At 57.4% G+C, this 17,657-nt stretch carries 19 protein-coding genes; 11 read left to right on the top strand and 8 right to left on the bottom strand.

Annotation, left to right across the window (positions count from 1 at the left end):
* The 3 genes from AAC083_RS16805 to AAC083_RS16795 form a co-directional block, all read left to right on the top strand.
* A partial coding sequence (locus tag AAC083_RS16805) for an ATP-binding cassette domain-containing protein (RefSeq protein WP_258224734.1) occupies window positions 1–1,180 on the top strand: 1,180 nt, incomplete at its 5' end.
* Entirely contained in the window at window positions 1,173–1,634 is a 462-nt protein-coding gene (locus tag AAC083_RS16800) for a DUF2390 domain-containing protein (RefSeq protein WP_181364789.1), read from the top strand. The genes AAC083_RS16805 and AAC083_RS16800, both read left to right, overlap by 8 nt.
* Window positions 1,628–2,497, top strand: coding sequence for a 23S rRNA (adenine(2030)-N(6))-methyltransferase RlmJ (locus AAC083_RS16795; RefSeq protein WP_108537207.1), 870 nt, complete (start codon window positions 1,628–1,630; stop codon window positions 2,495–2,497). Before AAC083_RS16800 ends, AAC083_RS16795 begins: the two co-directional genes overlap by 7 nt.
* 116 nt (window positions 2,498–2,613) lie before the next feature.
* Here the strand turns inward: AAC083_RS16795 and AAC083_RS16790 are convergent, their stop codons facing one another.
* Window positions 2,614–2,820 (bottom strand): hypothetical protein, encoded by a 207-nt coding sequence (locus tag AAC083_RS16790; protein WP_108537206.1) that lies wholly within the window; start codon window positions 2,818–2,820, stop codon window positions 2,614–2,616.
* A gap of 191 nt (window positions 2,821–3,011) precedes the next feature.
* Between AAC083_RS16790 and AAC083_RS16785 the strand changes: the two genes are divergently transcribed.
* From AAC083_RS16785 to AAC083_RS16750, 8 genes are all read left to right on the top strand, one after another.
* Window positions 3,012–3,374, top strand: coding sequence for a DUF2061 domain-containing protein (locus AAC083_RS16785; RefSeq protein WP_042034204.1), 363 nt, complete (start codon window positions 3,012–3,014; stop codon window positions 3,372–3,374).
* Window positions 3,375–3,577: 203 nt separating this feature from the next.
* The gene (locus AAC083_RS16780; protein ID WP_108537205.1) at window positions 3,578–3,970 is read left to right on the top strand and encodes an ACT domain-containing protein; all 393 of its coding nucleotides are present in this window, start codon (window positions 3,578–3,580) and stop codon (window positions 3,968–3,970) included.
* A 72-nt stretch (window positions 3,971–4,042) separates the two neighbouring features.
* Window positions 4,043–4,966 carry a 5'-nucleotidase, lipoprotein e(P4) family gene (locus AAC083_RS16775; RefSeq protein ID WP_219927899.1) on the top strand — a complete coding sequence of 308 codons (924 nt, stop codon included), beginning with the start codon at window positions 4,043–4,045 and terminating at the stop codon, window positions 4,964–4,966.
* 217 nt (window positions 4,967–5,183) lie between these two features.
* Window positions 5,184–5,783, top strand: coding sequence for an MliC family protein (locus AAC083_RS16770; RefSeq protein WP_108537204.1), 600 nt, complete (start codon window positions 5,184–5,186; stop codon window positions 5,781–5,783).
* Between the two features lie 510 nt (window positions 5,784–6,293).
* Window positions 6,294–7,205, top strand: coding sequence for a hypothetical protein (locus AAC083_RS16765; RefSeq protein ID WP_146181709.1), 912 nt, complete (start codon window positions 6,294–6,296; stop codon window positions 7,203–7,205).
* A 140-nt stretch (window positions 7,206–7,345) separates the two neighbouring features.
* The gene (locus tag AAC083_RS16760; protein WP_108537203.1) at window positions 7,346–7,831 is read left to right on the top strand and encodes a DUF3990 domain-containing protein; all 486 of its coding nucleotides are present in this window, start codon (window positions 7,346–7,348) and stop codon (window positions 7,829–7,831) included.
* Window positions 7,831–8,250: a hypothetical protein gene (locus AAC083_RS16755; RefSeq protein WP_108537202.1), complete on the top strand. Its 420-nt coding sequence runs from the start codon at window positions 7,831–7,833 to the stop codon at window positions 8,248–8,250. The genes AAC083_RS16760 and AAC083_RS16755 overlap by 1 nt, the downstream gene beginning before the upstream one ends.
* Window positions 8,251–8,410: 160 nt before the next feature.
* On the top strand, window positions 8,411–9,232 hold the full coding sequence (locus AAC083_RS16750; RefSeq protein ID WP_108537201.1) for an alpha/beta fold hydrolase: 822 nt from the start codon (window positions 8,411–8,413) through the stop codon (window positions 9,230–9,232).
* Between the two features lie 126 nt (window positions 9,233–9,358).
* On the opposite strand, the gene putP is transcribed toward AAC083_RS16750, so the two are convergent.
* The 7 genes from putP to AAC083_RS23255 form a co-directional block, all read right to left on the bottom strand.
* A complete protein-coding gene (gene putP, locus AAC083_RS16745) occupies window positions 9,359–10,879 on the bottom strand; it encodes a sodium/proline symporter PutP (protein WP_108537200.1) in 1,521 nt (506 codons plus the stop codon).
* Window positions 10,880–11,166: 287 nt separating this feature from the next.
* Entirely contained in the window at window positions 11,167–12,093 is a 927-nt protein-coding gene (locus AAC083_RS16740) for a L,D-transpeptidase family protein (RefSeq protein WP_108537199.1), read from the bottom strand.
* 177 nt (window positions 12,094–12,270) lie between these two features.
* Window positions 12,271–13,524: a mechanosensitive ion channel family protein gene (locus AAC083_RS16735; protein WP_108537198.1), complete on the bottom strand. Its 1,254-nt coding sequence runs from the start codon at window positions 13,522–13,524 to the stop codon at window positions 12,271–12,273.
* 135 nt (window positions 13,525–13,659) lie between these two features.
* On the bottom strand, window positions 13,660–14,859 hold the full coding sequence (locus AAC083_RS16730) for an acetate kinase (RefSeq protein ID WP_108537197.1): 1,200 nt from the start codon (window positions 14,857–14,859) through the stop codon (window positions 13,660–13,662).
* A 175-nt stretch (window positions 14,860–15,034) separates the two neighbouring features.
* Window positions 15,035–15,505, bottom strand: coding sequence for a YhcH/YjgK/YiaL family protein (locus AAC083_RS16725; protein WP_108537196.1), 471 nt, complete (start codon window positions 15,503–15,505; stop codon window positions 15,035–15,037).
* Window positions 15,506–15,808: 303 nt separating this feature from the next.
* Window positions 15,809–16,915, bottom strand: a complete 1,107-nt coding sequence (locus AAC083_RS16720; protein WP_108537195.1) for a 1-acyl-sn-glycerol-3-phosphate acyltransferase — start codon at window positions 16,913–16,915, stop codon at window positions 15,809–15,811.
* 157 nt (window positions 16,916–17,072) lie between these two features.
* Window positions 17,073–17,657 (bottom strand): multicopper oxidase domain-containing protein (locus AAC083_RS23255; RefSeq protein ID WP_258224733.1); only part of this gene is annotated, 585 nt, incomplete at its 5' end.

Raw genomic sequence — 17,657 nt, 5'->3', positions numbered from 1 at the left:
GCAGCAGTCCATGTACGAGAAGCAGCAGCGGGAGGTATCCCACATGCAGGCCTATGTGGACCGCTTCCGCTACAAGGCCTCCAAGGCCCGTCAGGCACAGAGTCGCCTGAAAGCAATGGAGCGGATGGAGAAGCTGCTGCCTGCCCACGCCGACTCCGAGTTCAGCTTCGAGTTTCGCGAGCCGTCAGCCCTGCCGACCCCGCTCATCGCCATGGAGAATCTGTGCGCCGGTTACGGCGACAAGGTGATCCTGGAGAAGATCAAACTCAACCTGGTACCGGGTTCGCGCATCGGCCTGCTCGGTCGCAACGGCGCCGGCAAGTCCACCTTTATCAAGATGCTGTCGGGCACCAATCCGCCCCTGTCAGGCAAGCTGGAGGTGAGCGCCGGGGTCAGCATCGGCTACTTCGCCCAGCATCAGCTGGAGACCCTGCGCCTCGACGACACGCCCCTCGATCACCTGGCCCGCCTCGCGCCGGACAAATCCGAACAGGAGCTGCGCAACTACCTGGGCAGCTTCGGCTTCCACGGTGACAAGGCGCTCGACAAGGTGGCCCCCTTCTCCGGCGGCGAGAAGGCGCGGCTGGTGCTGGCCCTCGTCACCTGGCAAAAGCCCAACCTCTTGCTGCTGGATGAACCGACCAACCACCTGGATCTGGAGATGCGCCACGCCCTGACCATGGCGCTGCAAGGCTTCGAAGGGGCCATGGTGGTGGTGTCACACGACCGTCACCTGCTGCGCACCACCACCGATGATTTCTATCTGGTGCACGGCGGCCGGGTCGAAGCCTTCGATGGCGATCTGGACGACTACCACAAGTGGCTCGGCGAGCAGGAAAAAGAGGCCAACGCCAAGCCAAGCGATGGCGTCATCTCCGCCAACTCGGCGCTGGCGCGCAAGGATCAGAAGCGGCGCGAGGCGGAGTTCCGGCAAGCGACCCGCCCCCTGCGCCAGAAGCTGGAGAAGCTCGAAGCCAGCATGGAAAAACTGCAGACCCGGCTGGCCGCAGTGGAAGAGCAACTGGCCGATCCCGCAATCTACGAAGAGAGCGCCAAGAACAAGCTCTCCGAACTGCTCAAGTCCCAGGGCCCCATCAAGGAGGAGCTGGAAGGGGTGGAGCTGGAGTGGATGAGCCTCTCAGAGGAGCTGGAAACCATGGAGCAGGCCTTCTTTGCGTGACGAACAGCTGATGACGACCGAGCAGGTCGCCGTGCACGAACTGCCGACGCCGCTGGGCTTCTGGCACTGGAGCGGCAAGGTCTATGGCGAGCGCAACCAGGACTGGCTAACCGTGCAAGCGCAGGGCGGCAACGTCAATCTGGCGCTGTTGTTGCACCGGCTCGATCAACTCGGCATCGTGGTCGATCTCACCGACCTGCAACCTGCGCTGGTGCAGACCGAAGCGGTGCTGACCCCGTGGCGCGCCCTGCGCCGGAGCGCCAAGTCGCGGCTGGATGAGGAAGAGTATCAGGCCATGCTGGCCCACGAGCTGGAGCTGGAACGGCTGCAGCAGGGGGTCCTGCTGCAGACCTTGCGCAGCCTCACCCTGTTGCGGGGCAAGAGCCACAATTTGTTGAACTATCTATCGTTACTGGGTGCCCAGCAGGGCCCCCTCAGAGACCTAATATGCTGAGTTATCGCCACGCCTTTCACGCCGGCAACCACGCCGACGTGCTGAAACACACCGTTCAGGCCCTGATCATCGAGTCCCTCAAGAAGAAGGAAAAACCCTTCATCGTGCTGGACACCCATGCCGGTGGCGGTCTCTACGACCTGCGCGGCGACTGGTCCCAGAAGAAGGCCGAGTATGCCGACGGCATCGGCCGCCTGTGGGACGAGCGGGCCCAGTGGTCTGCCATGGCCCCCTATCTGGGCGTCATCGAGGAGATGAACCCCGCTCAAGAAGGACACGACGGCGCGCTGCACTACTACCCCGGCTCGCCGGAGCTGTCACGCCGCCTCGCCCGCGAGCAAGACAAGCTGGCGCTGATGGAGCTGCACAACAACGAGGTGGAAGACCTGCGCGCCAACATGGGTTACGACCCCCGCGTCGCCGTTCACCACCGTGACGGCTTCGAGGGGCTGGTGGCCCTGTTGCCACCGACTCCGCGCCGTGGACTGGTACTGATCGACCCGCCCTACGAGCTGAAGGAAGATTACTTCGCCGTGGTCGATACCCTGAAAAAGGCGCAGAAGCGCTGGGCCACCGGCATCTACGCCCTCTGGTATCCCATCCTGGGTCAGGAGGCGGACAAATCCCGCGACATGCTCAAGGCGATCAAACGGGAGAACTTCGGCAACGTGCTGGTGGCCGAGCTGGAAGTGGCAGGCCAGACCGCCGACTGGGGCATGAACGGTTCAGGCATGCTGATCATCAGCCCGCCCTGGATGCTGGACGAGCAGATTGAAGCGTTCCTGAAACCGCTGTGCGCCAAGCTGGCACAAGGCGCCGGCGCCCAGTACAAGGTGGAGTGGCTCAACAAGGCCGAGGATTAATCCCCCGCCCCACAGTGACCACAAAGTTGAAACGCAAAAGCCCCATCACGGGGCTTTTTCTATTGGTGCGGCCGGTGTGTGCGGCAGCCTGAACCTGTTCGCCAACCGCTGCGCCCCTATGAGCGGGCGGGCCGATCCTGTTTCAGTGCAACCAGCAACAGGGCCAGCAGACCAAAGGGTGGAAACCGGCAGAGCAGTGTGCAGATGGCGGTGACCAACACTGGATGCTCGCTCTTGCGGCGCGCCAGCCGCCAGGCGATGACGCCGACGATGATCATCAACAACGCAATAAACTGGCCAAGCAGGGTGGCATTGATATTCATGAAAGATCCTTTTTCATGGGCAAGTGTGAAGAACCTGTACTTTATCGACTTGGCTGCGATTGGCGACCGCTGAACCGCACCGGCCACTCGCCCCTTGATAGGTTTTCTCTATATCGGCAATAGATGAGAATAATTTTCATTTAATGTCATTATGGCGGATACTCCTGTTATCACCAGAGGGAGCCGCCATCATGAAAAAGACCATCAGCTTTGCCGCCCTGCACTTCATCGTGGCCTTTACCCTGGCTTACCTGCTGACCGGTGAGCTGCTTACCGCCAGCCTGATCGCGCTGATCGAGCCCGCCGTCAACACTGTCGCCTTCTACTTTCATGACCTTGGCTGGCACAAGTTCAAACCCGAGCACAGCCTGCAGGCCAAGACCAGCAGCTTCGCACTGGTCCACTTCAGTGTCGCCTTCGGGGTCGCCTTCCTGCTGAGCGGCGAGCTGCTCACCGGCGGCGTGATGGCGACGATCGAGCCTGCCATCAACACAGTCATCTTCTTCTTTCACGAGCGGCTGTGGCGTAGCCGCCAGCCACTGGCGCTGGCCTGATCCTCTTGCTGCCGCCAGCCTCACAACCGGGCTGGCGACACTCGCCCACTGAGCAAGAAACAACCCCCGCTTCACATCCCGCGCACTGGCGGCGAAACCGCAACGCTTATCAAGAAAACCCATAGCCCATTAGCACAAGTGGTTACTTTTTCCGCCAACGGGTGTGGCAGACTAGCCTGCCGTCACCGTCAGCAGGAGCAAACATGAAAGGTGAAACCGACCTTGCCACCTTGTTAAAAGGAGCTAGTCCCGTTCTCAATCCGGGAGAATATGTCTTCTGTACCCTTGCCACGCCAAGCCAGACCTTGCTGGCCAGTGCTGTCGCCACGATCAAGGAGCAGGAGGGACATACTCTGGTGTTGCCCAAAGTATTGGCAGAGCAACAGGGTCTTGAATTTGCCTATGTGGCCGCCTGGATTACTCTCACGGTTCACTCCGATTTAGCCGCTGTGGGGTTGACGGCAGCCTTTGCCAGCGCACTGGCACGACATCAAATCAGCTGCAACGTGATGGCCGGTTATTATCATGACCATATTTTCGTGGCGCATCAGCACGGAGCCAAGGCGGTTGCCGTATTAAACAGACTCGCCACCTAATTGATCATCCACCCCGGCCTGGCAGCCCTGACAATATGGGCTTGGGGCTGACGTTGCACCTATGGCACTCTGGTGACTTTCAAACACCATTGGGCGGTGGTCTCCTATCGCTTACCTGCTCGACTGAACAACATGGAGTATGTTCTCATGCCTTTATTCACCAAAACCCTGACAACTGTCGCGCTGCTGGGCGCCATGGCGGGGGCACACGCCCAGCCTCTTCCTGCGACCAACCACGACGCCCCGACAGGCAATGGCACCAACAATCTATTGATCGCGGCAGTGGCCTGGAAACAAACGGCAGCCGAATATCAAGCCCTCTACCATCAGGGGTATAATCTGGCCCGGATGCAGCTGGAAAAAGCCCTCGAGGCACACAAACCGGGTGACAAGCCCCTTGCGGTGATCACTGATCTGGATGACACCATTTTTCTGCCGCTGCCTTATTGGGGCTACCTGATCAACAACAATAAAGACTTCTTTGATGATCCGGTTTGGGATGCCTGGCTCCCCAAAAACCAGATGGTAGTGGCACCCGGCGCACTGGCGTTTTTTAAATTCGCAGCGAGCAAAGGGGTGGAAGTGTTTTATGTCAGCTCTCGGGATCAAGGAGATAAAACGCAAGAAATAGGGGTCAACCAGGTGCGACTAGCCGGCCTGCCCTTTGCGGATGACCAGCATGTCACCCTGCTGCGCGACTCATCCAATAAAGAGACTCGCCAGGATGAAATCGCGCAAGCCTTCAACGTTGTGCTCTACCTGGGCGATAACCTCAATGACTTTCGCCGCAAATACTACAGCCAGGATGTGGAAGAGCGCTTGACGCAGATGGAAGCAGACAAAGAGTTGTACGGCACTCGCTACATACTGTTTCCCAATCCGACAGACGGCCACTGGCTGCGCGCCATCTTCGGCGATAGCGAACCTCAGCCCAACGATAGCAACCGCGCGCGCTTCAAAGAGGCTGCAACCCGCAACGCCTGGGATGGTCGCTAATCCTGCGTCACCTCCCTTTGCACCATCAGCCCCTGAATCGCTGATGGGTGCCAACAAGATGGGGTCGTTGCGCAGATAACCCCGGCTCTCGCACCAAGAGAGCAGGCTCTGCCAATCGGGGCCGCCCGGCGCAATAGCGCTCGGCGGCCCTGCTGCATTGTGCTGTAGAGTGTGCTCTAGTAACGGGTATCCAACCCTGTTTGCTGGAGTCTTCCCGATGAACAAGCTGCTGCTTGGCCCCCTGCTGTTTGCCCCTCTGCTGGCCTGCGCTGCCACCCCCTCCTTTGATTGCGCCAAGGCAGCCGGCGCGGCCGAAACCCTGATCTGCAAGGATGCCGGACTGGCGGCCCTTGATAACGAACTGGCGGCCCTCTACCCCAAGGCAATTGCCAACCTCTCCCCCGAACAGCTCAAAACGGAGAAGGCCATGCAGCGCGGCTGGATCAAGGGTCGCAACGACTGCTGGAAAGCCAAGGATCTGCGCCAGTGTGTGGAAGAGAGCTACCAGCTGCGGATCACCGAGCTGCAGATCAGCGGCGGCCAACTGATGGTGCCGACCCCGGTCAACTACCAGTGCGGCAAAAACGTCACCCTCTCCACCTACTTCTATCACGATGCCAAGCTGCCCGCCGCGGTGATCAACCTGAACGAGGGCGATAGCCAGCAACAGGTGCTCGCCTATGACGCCCCCAGCGCCAGCGGCGCCCGCTATGAAGGGCAAAACCTCACCCTTTTTACCAAGGGGAACGAGGCCAGCCTGGCGCGTTATGGCCAGCCGACACTTAGCTGCACTGAGATCCCGACCAAGGGCAACTGACCGCAGTACCGGGGCCGCCTGCAAGCTGCCCCTTGCCGACCACAATGGCGCCCCCGCAATGCCAGAGGGTGACTTCCGCCATCCGTGGTCACACACTCGTTATCGCTGCCTGTTGAAAAACGCTTCCCGCAGCTCACCGCAATCTATCGATCACACCGCCTTGTTCATTAATTTGTTGATCCTGCCCAGAAATCTTCCATTTTCCCCTTCCCCTCTGCGCCACGCCCTTTAACATACCCGATTGGCAACACTCTCCTCGTCGGAGTCACCCCATGAGCCCTGCCAACCCTACCCCGTTGGTTAAACGCAGCAGACTGGAGGCTGAAATTCAGGGGCGGTAGCCATGCCTGATGAAATGGATAAGCGAGAGCTGCCCACAACGACCGACTCAACATGGTGACTGTCCCAATTTCAGTAGTTTGTGGTAGCGACAGTTTTTTGCGGAAAGCTGGTTTAGGCGACACTCACCCCTTGACGCTGAGTTAAATTCCCTAAAACTGTGGAGAACATATGGAAGAGAATAAACACCTTATAGCATTTGCTTTGCATTCAAATAGCTGGGTTTATGGTATAGGTTCAAAAGAACAACTAGAAGCACAGTCTATACAAGTGGTGCCAGAGGATTTTACGGCAGAAATGAAGGGAAGAGTATATTGTCCAGTTTGTACAACGCCGTTATCTAGAACTCCTGACCTAAAAAATATAACGACCAATGCTGTAACTGCTCATTACAAACACAAGCCGTCATTTTCTCACATTAATTGTCGCCTCAAAGTACAAAAGAAACAGGGGCAACTGTTTAAGAATGAAGAAGAAGCTAAAAAAGCTATTGAAAATGAAGAGTTAGTTGTTGTTTCTAGTTGGCAGCTTGCCCCTCCAGAAATCTCAGATGAAGACGAGGAACTAAAGGAATATGAACGTACACCTATCGAAGATGAGAATGGTCCAGAAACGGAGGTTGCAATAGGTCGTCACAATGGAGAAGAATTTAAACTGCCAAGTAAAATAAAGAATATCGGTGCACTATGTAAGGATTTCGATAAAAACATTCATCGAGCATATATTCTACCTGAATCGAGATATATGAAAGTTCTAAAGGATGCTCTGAATCCTACAAGCATCGTCGTTGATGGCTTTGATAAGTTGCCTCGATTATTTTTTGCAAAAATCTCCAATTATAAAAGATTGACACATCGCAATATTATTTACGTCGAAACTCCTAACCTTCAAGAGTTCAAATTATATACTTACCCAAACTTTGATGAAAGAAAGCACATTGATTCTACAAAAATTGGGCGGTACATACTGTTCCACTCAGACATAGAATGGGAAGGTAATGATATTCCTAAAAGCTTCTTGAATGCATGGGGGCAGTATGGATTACTTCCAGAAAAATATGAAAAGTACCTTCCTAAAAAATAAATTTAACGAACGTTTCAAGAGGGGCAGCCAACGCATGGCATTTTTATTTTGCGTTGATTTTAATGGTTTCAGGGTTGTGCGGAAACTTGGTAGTAGCGTTGGCGGCCCCTTAAACGGGTGTTAAGCAACAAGAGGATACAATGGAAATTACTTTATATCACGGTACAGATAGCAATGTTGTACAGGACTTAAAAAACTGTAAGGTTGATGTTAGTAAAGGTGGTGGTGAGTTTGGTAAAGGGTTTTATTTAGGAGACAGTCGACGCCTAGCTAAACGGCGCGCTTACCATAAGACTAAAGGAGTTTATGGGACTGCTGACAATGCCATGCACTATCTTAATAACACGCTGGAAGTAAAGATAAACATTATCCAACTAGAGAAGTTTTACAAAAAGAATGAACTGAATCGAGAGCAAGGACGAAGCTTATTTGATAAATTATCTAAAAAACCTAAAACTACAGGTTCTTATAGTGTTACTCCAGACTATGATTATATAGTTGGTCCGGTTGTTGGTCGAAAAGGCAGATACCTCTGTGTCACTCAATATAAGTTTGATTCGAAGGAATCAGAAAATGTTATGAATAAACAATGTTTAAACGTCAAGATAGAAACAAGGATAGTTTAATGTGTCCGCTAGTTTACTATATGGAAAGAGATTTAGAGGATAAAAAATACAAACCCATCTCTCAGTTATCTAACAGTACAGAAGAATATGTTCTTGGGGAGTTGTTTTTAGTTTCTAATTCAGAGGGACTACCTAAAAAAGCTAGGGTAAAGGCAATATCCGGCGAAAGAATAATCTATGATAATCTAATACATGTGGAGGACAGAAATCTATACTCTGAGTTTAAACTTGAATTTTCAGAATCTGGTTTAGTGGTAAAAGATGAAGTTATCATTCGTGCCTACAAGTTGAACCATGTAGAGAGCGATTTTCCTCATGCTTGGATTTTGTATGAAGAGATCGATGCGGCTAAAATATTAGATAGTTTAGAAAAGAATGATAATTATAACCTACTAGGTGAGTCGGACGTTGTTGCTTAACAATCGCGGATGCCACCATGAGCTGGATTTATGGGTTTTCCGATAATGACCAAAATTTTGTTTATAGTGGCTATTGCCAGCCTGAAAGAGCCTACTTAGCAACCACTGGTCGCTTGTCATATACTCTTGTGCTCTTATGACACGCCGGGGAGGCGTTGATATGCAGTCACAGACTCACACTTTTCTTATCAATGGCAGCCCGCTGCCCTGCCTGCAGGCCGGTTCGGGCGAGCCGCTGCTGCTGATCCACGGCGCGCTGGCCAACCATACCCTCTGGCTCGAACATATCGAGCAACTCTCACCCCACTACACCGTCTATGCGCCCACCCTGCGTCACTTTGGCGAGGCGGGCAAAGAGGGGCCTTTCGGTCTTGAGACCCACGCCAACGATCTGCTGGCGCTTCTAGCACAGCTGGCATGTGGCCCTGTCCATCTGGTCGGCTGGTCTTATGGCGCGGATGTGGCCCTGACCGCCGCCTTGATGGCACCGGAGCGATTCATAAGCCTCTATCTGGTGGAGCCGGGTTGCCCGGGAACGCTGGATGAGCATGCCATGGCTGCCTTTATGGCCGATGCCGGAGCCATGTTTGGCCCCGTGTTTGGTCAGGTTGGAGAAGGGTTGCTGCAAGAGGCCGTGGCGACCCTGATCGATGGCTCGGGCGGTCATGCAGGCTATTTTGCAGCGCAGCCGCTCAAGTGGCAGCAGGCGCAACTGGCAGAGGCCGCCAGCCTGCCCAAGCAACTGAGCCAGCGCGAGCGGCCGGATTGGTCGCCAGAGCGCCTTGCCGCGCTCAGCGTGCCCACCTGCATCGTGCAGGGCGCAGATACCAGAGCACTGTTTGCACTGGTCTGCGAGGCGCTTGGCAACGCCATTTCCGCCAGCACACGCCTGCTGGTGCCACACACAGGCCACCTCTACCCTATCGAGCAGCCCGCGCTGTTTCTGCAACATCTGCAACGCTGGCTCACCACGCAGCGATAAGTCGGGATCCTGCCCGCCCAACCTGGATCATCTGCACCCCAGCCGCGCTGGGGGCAGGCCAAGCCCACCAGGCAGCCATGAAAAAGCCCCGCATCGCGGGGCTTCTTGTTATCGGCAGTAGCCAACTCAGTTGACGGCGACCGGCTCGCTCATGCTGGCGGGTAGCGGAGACTGAAACTCGCGCTCGGCCTCGTCGAAGCGATCCACCATGGCCTTGGAGGGGGCCTTGTCCAGCAGGCTGAACACCAGGATCGCCAACCCGGAGAAGAGGAAGCCCGGGATGATTTCATACAGCCCCAGCCAGCCAAACTGCTTCCAGATGATGACGGTCAGGGCACCGACCAACATGCCCGCCAGGGCGCCATTGCGGGTCATGCGCGACCAGAGCACGGAGAGCAGCACCACGGGACCGAAAGCGGCACCGAAACCGGCCCAGGCGTAGCTCACCAGCCCCAGTACCCGGTTCTCCGGGTTCATGGCAACACCGATGGCGACCACGGCGATGGCCAGCACCATCAGGCGGCCGACCCACACCAGCTCTTTCTGTGAGGCATTCTTGCGCAGGAACGGCTTGTAGAGATCTTCGGTGATGGCGCTGGAGCAGACCAGCAGCTGACAGCTGAGGGTACTCATCACGGCCGCCAGAATGGCGGAGAGCAGCACGCCGGCAATCCAGGGGTTGAACAGGATCTTGGAGAGCTCGATAAAGACCCGCTCCGGGTTGCCGGTGACACCGGCGGCGTGCTCGGTGAAGGTGGCAAAGTAGGAGAGGCCGAAGAAGCCGATGGCCACGGCGCCACCAAGGCAGAGCACCATCCAGGTCATGCTGATACGACGGGCATTGGCCATGGAGTGGTGGGAGTCCGCCGCCATGAAGCGCGCCAGTATGTGGGGCTGGCCGAAGTAGCCCAGACCCCAGGCCATCAGCGAGATGATGGCGATGAAATCCAGGTTCTTGAACATGTCGAGGTTGCTGGCGTTCTGCGCCGCCACCTGCACCATGGCGGTGTCGATGCCGCCGACGGCGATGATGACGAATACCGGCGTCAGGATCAGGGCGAAGATCATCAGGGTGGCCTGCACCGTATCGGTCCAGCTCACCGCGAGGAAGCCGCCGAAGAAGGTGTAGGTGATGGTCGCTGCGGCACCGACCCAGAGGGCCGTCTCATAGTTCATGCCGAAGGTGCTCTCGAACAGGCGGGCACCGGCCACCACGCCGGAGGCGCAGTAGATGGTGAAGAACAGCAGGATCACCAGGGCGGATAGGATGCGCAGCACACGGCTCTTGTCCTCGAAGCGATAGGTGAAGTAGTCCGGCAGGGTCAGGGCGTTGCGGTTCTTCTCGGTGTGGACCCGCAGCCGTCCGGCGACCCAGCGCCAGTTGAGATAGGCCCCCAGGGTGAGGCCGATGGCGATCCAGCTCTCGGAGATGCCGCCGATGAAGACGGCGCCAGGCAGGCCCATCAGGAGCCAACCGCTCATGTCGGAGGCCCCGGCAGAGAGGGCGGTGACCCAGCTCCCCATACGGCGGCCGCCGAGAATATAGTCGTCAAAGTTGCGGGTAGCGCGATAGGCGATAAAACCTATCAGGACCATCCCGAGGATATACACCAAAAAGGTGATAAGCATTGGGGTGCTGGCTGTCATTCAAAACTCCATTAGGTGACGTGTGTACCCGTTCTGACGACGGGCTCTTCCTTAAAAAACCGCCCTAGCTTAATCAGCAGATCCCATGACCTCAACCACTTTTAACAAATAAAAAACACAACATAAACGTTTCAGCTTTAACTAACGAACCACTCAAGGAGCCCTCAGCCAGATTTTATCCTGATGCAGCAAACGCTTATCGGGTCGCCCTGCCCCATGCACCTACCGGCATGGCGGTAAAAAAAGCCCCGACCAAAGATCGGGGCTTGAGACGATGAACGACAGGATCAGCGATTGATGGCAATCGGCATGCCGCTGCGCTGCTCCAGCGCCTGCTTGACCAGCCGGGAGTCGCTGTCGGCATGGGCGATAAAGCGGGTCGCGGCCTGGGTCATGGGCAGCGGAGCAGGCAGGCTGGAGTTGAACTCCTCCTGGCTGCGGGAGAGCGGCTGATGCACTTCCAGATAACGGCGACCATCCGGCTCGACGGTGGCCTTGATGGGCTGGTTGACGAACTGCACCCGCGCACCAACCGGTATCTTCCTGAACAGGTATTCGATGTCTTCGTTACGCAGACGCACGCAACCGTGGCTCACCCGCAGGCCGATGCCGAACTGGGCATTGGTGCCGTGAATGGCGTACATCTTGCCGATGTAGAGCGCAAACAGCCCCATGGGGTTGTCCGGGCCGGCGGGCCAGACTGCTGGCAGGCGCTCGCCACGGGCCGCATACTCGGCGTGCATCTTGGCCGTCGGGGTCCAGGTCGGGCCCGCCTTCTTGCGCTGCACGCTGGTCACCCAGTTTTCCGGGGTGTCGGTGCCGAGCTGGCCGATGCCGATGGGCAGCACTTCCACCACCTTCTTGCCTTTCGGATAGTAGTAGAGGCGCATCTCGGCCACGTTCAGCACTATGCCCTCGCGCGGGGCATCCGGCAGGATCAGCTGATGCGGCACGATCAGCGTCTCACCGGTCTGCAGCAGCAGGGGATCCACCTTGGGGTTGGCCTCAAGCATGTTGGTCAGACCCAGCTGGAATTTGGCGGCAACGGCTTCCAGCGGCTGGCCATTTTCCTCTGCCGGCACCACGTATTCCAGATTTTCACCCACCAGACGGCTGTTGGCCGCAGGCAGGGCATATTCAACAGCAAGCACTGGCGCGGCGGCCAGAACAAGGCTGCAGCACAGAGCAGCCGCACAATTGCGAAGGAGCTTCATAACTTTCCCATGATGATGACTTGATTGACGTCTCAGGGCTGACAGCTGATTCAAGAGGGATCAGGGGCGCGAAGAGAAGGCCGCCATTTTTCTCCTCTGCACACCAAATTTCAACTGGCAACTGGATACGGGTCGATGATTAATATGGCGTTTCCCCTGCCACCTCGACCCGTTTCCTCACTCCATTTGTCCCCTCTGCCAGGTGCGCATATCGTAACCTGTGGGAGATTGGTGCAACCGCAGATGAAATTGATCAATGATGGCGAAGATATGGTCGAAAACATCGGACTGGATCCCTTCGTAATCGGCCCAGGCGGTAGTCGCGGTAAAGCAATAGATCTCCAGTGGCAGACCGTCAGGGGTCGGTGCCAGCTGGCGCACTATCAGCGTCATGTCCTTACGAATACCGGTATGGGCCCGCAAGTAGGCGTCCAGATAGGCGCGCAGCGTACCCAGGTTGGTGAGGTGACGCCCGTTGATGGGGCAGCTCAAGGCTTCGCTCAGCTGTTGGTTATAGGTGCTCAGCTCCTGCTCCTTGCGGCTGAGATAGGGCGCCAGCAGCTGGGCCTGCTTGAGCTGCATCTGCTCATCCACGGTCAGGAAGCGCACGCTGGTCATGTCGATATTGACGCTGCGCTTGATGCGACGGCCACCGGATTCTGTCATCCCCTGCCAGTTCTTGAAGGAGTCGGAGATGAGCGCATAGGTAGGAATAGTGGTGATGGTCTTGTCCCAGTTCGACACCTTGACGGTGGTGAGGCCGATATCGGTCACCTCGCCGTCGGCACCGTACTTGTCCATCTGCAGCCAGTCGCCAACGGTCAGCATGCGGTTGGCGGAGAGCTGGATCCCCGCGACCAGGCCGAGGATGGGATCCTTGAACACCAACATCAGCACGGCTGTCATGGCCCCCAGGCCGCTGAACAGGAACAGCGGTGACTTGCCGAGCAACATGGAGATCATCAGGATGCCGACCATGATGCTGCCGACCAGCTTGACCCCCTGGAAGATACCGCGCAGGGGCAGCTCCCGCCCGAGGCGGGGGGTATAGCGGCTCACCAACAGCATGCAGTCGAGCAGGGCAAACAGCGCCAGCAGCAGGAACAAGAGGATCCATAACTGGGCCAGCATCTCGATCCAGTGCAGGCTCTCTGAGCTGCGCGGCAGCCAGATCTCGGCCTGACCGAGCAGCACGACCCCCTGAAACACCAGGGCGAGCCGGAAAAACAGGCGCTGCTGCAGCTGAGGCGGCAGCCACACCTGCTGGGTCTTGCCGAGGATGCCGACCAGCCGTACCAGCAGCACCCGGTGCAACAGTATGTGCAGTAGCAGCGCAGTAAGGACGATAAAGCCCAGAGCGATCACCAGTGCCATCAGACCGCTGACTTCGATCCCCATGTCGGTCAGCCAGTGAAAAAATATCTCCTTCATCCCTACCTCCAATGCGTGCAACAGTCGTCAGGGTACGTATCTACTATCCCATGTCAAATGACAAGCTGCTCAACCAGAGGCCGGAAACGACAACGCCCGGCATGAGCCGGGCGTTGATTGAGCGCGCAGGTGGTGTTAGCCGACCAGGCTCAGGGCATCGCGTGCGATCACCAGCTCTTCGTTGGTGGGCATCACCAGCGCCAGGCGGCTGCCTTGGGCCGTGATGGGACCCTCGCCACCGAGCACGGCGGCATTGTTCGCTTCTTTATCGACCTTGAAGCCGAACAGGGCCAGACGATCCAGCACCGTCTCGCGCACCATGGCGGCGTTTTCACCGATACCACCGGTGAACACCAGGGCGTCCAGACGACCCTCCATGGCGGCGGCATAGGCGCCGACATACTTGGCCACCCGGTAGGTGAATACATCCAGCGCACGCTTGGCGCCAGCGTCGCTCGCATAGTGGGTGGTGACATAGCGGCAGTCACTGCTCACTTCGGTCAGGCCCAGCAGACCGGACTCACGGGTGAGGGTGTGGTTGATCTCGTCCACGCTGTAACCGAGCTGGTCGTGCATGAAGAAGACGATCGCGGGGTCTATGTCGCCACAACGAGTGCCCATTGCCAGCCCTTCCAGCGGGGTCAGGCCCATGGAGGTGTCGACGGACTCGCCGTTCTTGATGGCGCAAACGGAGGCACCGTTGCCCAGGTGGCAGTTGATGATGTTGAGCTCGGCCAGCGGCTTGTCCAGCGCCTTGGCGGCCTCTTGTGCGATGAAGCGGTGGGAGGTGCCATGGGCGCCGTAACGACGGATGCCATTCTCTGTATAGAGCTTGTAGGGCAGTGCGTAGAGATAGGCTTCCTGCGGCAGGGTCTGATGGAAAGCGGTGTCGAAGACGGCCACGTTCTTCTCGACCAGGGCCGGGAAGACCTTGAGCGCGGCACGGATGCCGATGAGGTGCGCCGGATTGTGCAGGGGAGCGAACGGAATGGCGGCTTCGATGCCGGCGATCACGCCATCATCGATGCGAACGGAGCGGGAGAACTGCTCGCCACCGTGCACGATGCGATGGCCGATGGCCACCAGCTGCTCGGCCAGAGAGGGATCCTGGGGCAGGATATGACCCACTATGTGGTCGAGGGCAGCCTGGTGTGCGGCGCCCGCTCCCAACATGGCTTCGCCCTTGACCCCGTGGAGTTTCCATTTGATACGTGCATCATCCAGATTGAAGCATTCGGCCAGGCCGGACAGCATGTCCTCACCTGTTTCGGCGTCCATTACGGCAAATTTCAGGGAAGAGCTACCGCAGTTAAGGATCAATACCAACTTGCTCATGTTCTACATCTTCCTGTGCTTCGGCTTTGTGCCAACAGTGTCGTGTCATCCAGAAGTGGATGGGATTCCCCTGCCGGGGGCTTATGGTCGCAGGAAAGTGCGCCCAATTTTTCAATACGTTAAGTGCAGGTTCTGATGATGCCTTGCACTCATCTTCGCCACGCTGCGTAGGCGGTTACAGGCCAGCCAGCAGATCCCTGTGCACCTTGACCACCAGCTTCTTCACCTGAGCCGGCTGGTTGGGGGTGCAGAGGGGGCGATGCAGCTCTCCCGGCCAGAAGATGGCGAAGTCGCCAGGCTGCAACGCCAGATAACTGGTCTGTTCATCGTCGACGAACCAGAGATCGGGATGGGGATGATCGGCGCCTGCATTGACATAGGCATGAGGCCCGACACCTATCCACTCTTCCCCGCGCAGCAACAGCTGGATATCCAGATACTGCTGATGGAACTCGCCACGGCGATCCGCTGCCGACTCGGTCAGCTCTTCACTCACCAGACAGAACAGCGTGAGGCCGTCGATCTCTGTCTTGCCGAGCGGCGCATTCAGCCACTGTTCCACGCTCTTCACCACCTCGACCATGATGCGATCCAGCGGGGCGGGCAGCGGCGTGCGCTGCAGGGTATTCAGACTGCCGGTAATCATGGCGAGCGGATCCTTAGGTGTATTCCGGCAACATCTTTGCCGCAAAATGAAAAAGGACCCTGTTCAGGTCCTTGTGTCACACCGTCTGCAATCCGTGCAGACAAGAGTCGAGCATGTGCTCGTGCCGAGCGTGATGAGGGCACTGTTACACACTCATCCGCAGCTTGCCAAGAGGCGCAAGCGTATTCGCCCAGTGATCGTACCAGCTGAAACAATATTATTCACTACTCCATCGCCGTCGACTTTGACCAGACGCAAAAACGGGAGCATCTGCTCCCGTTTTTTTCGCACAACCGGTGTCATTCAAACCTTGCGGGCGTTTTCCACCGGCTTGGCGTACATGGCGCGCCAGATGCTCTTGTGCTCTTCAGGTACCTCTGACTGACGGGTCAGGAAGGCCGCCTGCTCTATGGTATTGGCCTTGCCGGACACATCTGCGGCCAGGTAGTTACCCGGGAAGAGGCGATAGTTGCCCCAGATCGCCTTGTCGATCAGCGCCGCCAGTTCGTCCGGATCGCTGAAGCCCTCGGTGATGGGGGCGCCGAAGGAGACGTGTACCCGCCCCTTCTGGCCGACGATGCCGGCGACTATGCTTTCGATGTCCTCGAACTCGCCCTTCTCGTAGCTGCCGTTGATTGACTTCTCGTACAACTCGCGCGCCTTGGCCTTGTCGGTGGGATCCACCTCGTAGCTGATGCTGACCGGCACTATGTTGAGGCTGCGCATGTAGTCGACGAAGTCGATTTTCTGCTTCTTGCCGTCCACATAGAACATCTTGAGGATGGCCGGATCCGTCTTGTCATCGCCATTCTTGGCGCGCCCTTCCTTCTGGGCGATCCAGATGGAGTGACCCTCGTGCACCGACTGGCCGATATAGGCGGACAGCTCGCCGAGCATTTTCATCATCTCCCTCGGCCCCTTGGCGGAGCGCTTGACGATGAAGCTCTTGTTGAGCTTCATCAACTCGGTGGCGCAGGGTTTGCGCAGCAGGTTGTCACCGATGGCGATGCGCACCGTATCAAACCCATGGGTGTGCAGCCCCCAGTTGACGAACGCCGGATCCATGGCGATGTCCCTGTGGTTGGAGACTAACAGATAGCCCTGCTCTTTCTTGAGGTGTTCGAGGCCGGAGAAGGTTACGCCCTTGGTGGAGGTGGCTATCATGCGGGACATGTAATGGGTCACCCCCATCTGCACCTGATGAATGGTGGTCACCTTGCACCACTTGTAGCGCAGGAATTGGCGGATCAGCGGGCGAATGGCCCAGCCAAGCCAGCTCATCAGGGAGCCGAAACGATACTTGGCGATGGCGCCGATAAATTCATCATCCTGGATCAGCCGTTCTATGGCTGCCGGCACTTCTTCATCGCGGTAGGGGCGAATGTCCGCGAATCTATCTACTTCAGTCACAATGTCAGCCTTGCGTGTAAGGAGCCGCGACCAACCGAGTTGGCCGGGAAATTCAGGGCGCAATTTTACACGCTTTTATGCCAAGGGGTATGTGATGTGCGCAGATAGTGAGATCTGACCAGTGAAATGAACAAATGGCCCCGTTCGGGCCATTTTTTCAGGCTTCCACTGTGAACGAGACCATCATACCTGTGTCCTCGTGCTCCAGCAGGTGGCAGTGCGCCATGTAGGCGCGTTCCCTGGGCGCCGGGTGATCGAAACGCACCAGCACCTCACTGCGTCCACCCTCGACATTCACAATGTCCTTCCAGCCGGCACGGTGTGGCGCCACCGGTTGACCGTTCTCGCTCAGGATCCGGAAACGGGTGCCATGGATATGGAAGGGGTGCAGCATCATGTCCCCCTCCCCCGAGATGATCCAGCGCTCGGTCTGGCCCAGCTTGACCGCAAACTGCGGGTCATTCATGGCAAAGGGCTGACCGTTGATCCGGTTGCCGCTGTGCAGATCCAGCGGCTTGGTACGGCCCTTGCCACCCTGCATCCCGGCCATGGTGCCTTGCATCCCAGCCATGGTGCCGTGCTGCATCTCCCCCGCTGGCATGACCATGTCACCATGGTCCATCCCCGCCATACCACCGGCGTCGTCTTGCGCTCCCTTCATCGCCCCCATCGCCATGCCCGCCTCGGCACTGCCATGATCCATGCTCATGCCCGCCATGGCAGCGTGACCATAGCGGCTCAT

Source organism: Aeromonas sp. HMWF014 (assembly GCF_963878295.1).
Classification (GTDB): Bacteria; Pseudomonadota; Gammaproteobacteria; order Enterobacterales; family Aeromonadaceae; genus Aeromonas; species Aeromonas popoffii.
The sequence above is the reverse complement of the archived record's forward strand: the minus strand, read 5'-3'. Positions and strand labels throughout refer to the sequence as shown.

Bases quoted from the DNA above. Each gene is read 5' to 3' on its own strand.
- AAC083_RS16730 (WP_108537197.1), bottom strand. From the start codon at position 14,859: ATGAGCAAGTTGGTATTGATCCTTAACTGCGGTAGCTCTTCCCTGAAA.
- AAC083_RS16755 (WP_108537202.1), top strand. From the start codon at position 7,831: ATGTGTCCGCTAGTTTACTATATGGAAAGAGATTTAGAGGATAAAAAA.
- AAC083_RS16770 (WP_108537204.1), top strand. From the start codon at position 5,184: ATGAACAAGCTGCTGCTTGGCCCCCTGCTGTTTGCCCCTCTGCTGGCC.
- AAC083_RS16760 (WP_108537203.1), top strand. From the start codon at position 7,346: ATGGAAATTACTTTATATCACGGTACAGATAGCAATGTTGTACAGGAC.
- AAC083_RS16785 (WP_042034204.1), top strand. From the start codon at position 3,012: ATGAAAAAGACCATCAGCTTTGCCGCCCTGCACTTCATCGTGGCCTTT.
- putP (WP_108537200.1), bottom strand. From the start codon at position 10,879: ATGACAGCCAGCACCCCAATGCTTATCACCTTTTTGGTGTATATCCTC.
- AAC083_RS16780 (WP_108537205.1), top strand. From the start codon at position 3,578: ATGAAAGGTGAAACCGACCTTGCCACCTTGTTAAAAGGAGCTAGTCCC.
- AAC083_RS16765 (WP_146181709.1), top strand. From the start codon at position 6,294: ATGGAAGAGAATAAACACCTTATAGCATTTGCTTTGCATTCAAATAGC.
- AAC083_RS16740 (WP_108537199.1), bottom strand. From the start codon at position 12,093: ATGAAGCTCCTTCGCAATTGTGCGGCTGCTCTGTGCTGCAGCCTTGTT.
- AAC083_RS16790 (WP_108537206.1), bottom strand. From the start codon at position 2,820: ATGAATATCAATGCCACCCTGCTTGGCCAGTTTATTGCGTTGTTGATG.
- AAC083_RS16750 (WP_108537201.1), top strand. From the start codon at position 8,411: ATGCAGTCACAGACTCACACTTTTCTTATCAATGGCAGCCCGCTGCCC.
- AAC083_RS16725 (WP_108537196.1), bottom strand. From the start codon at position 15,505: ATGATTACCGGCAGTCTGAATACCCTGCAGCGCACGCCGCTGCCCGCC.
- AAC083_RS16795 (WP_108537207.1), top strand. From the start codon at position 1,628: ATGCTGAGTTATCGCCACGCCTTTCACGCCGGCAACCACGCCGACGTG.
- AAC083_RS16735 (WP_108537198.1), bottom strand. From the start codon at position 13,524: ATGAAGGAGATATTTTTTCACTGGCTGACCGACATGGGGATCGAAGTC.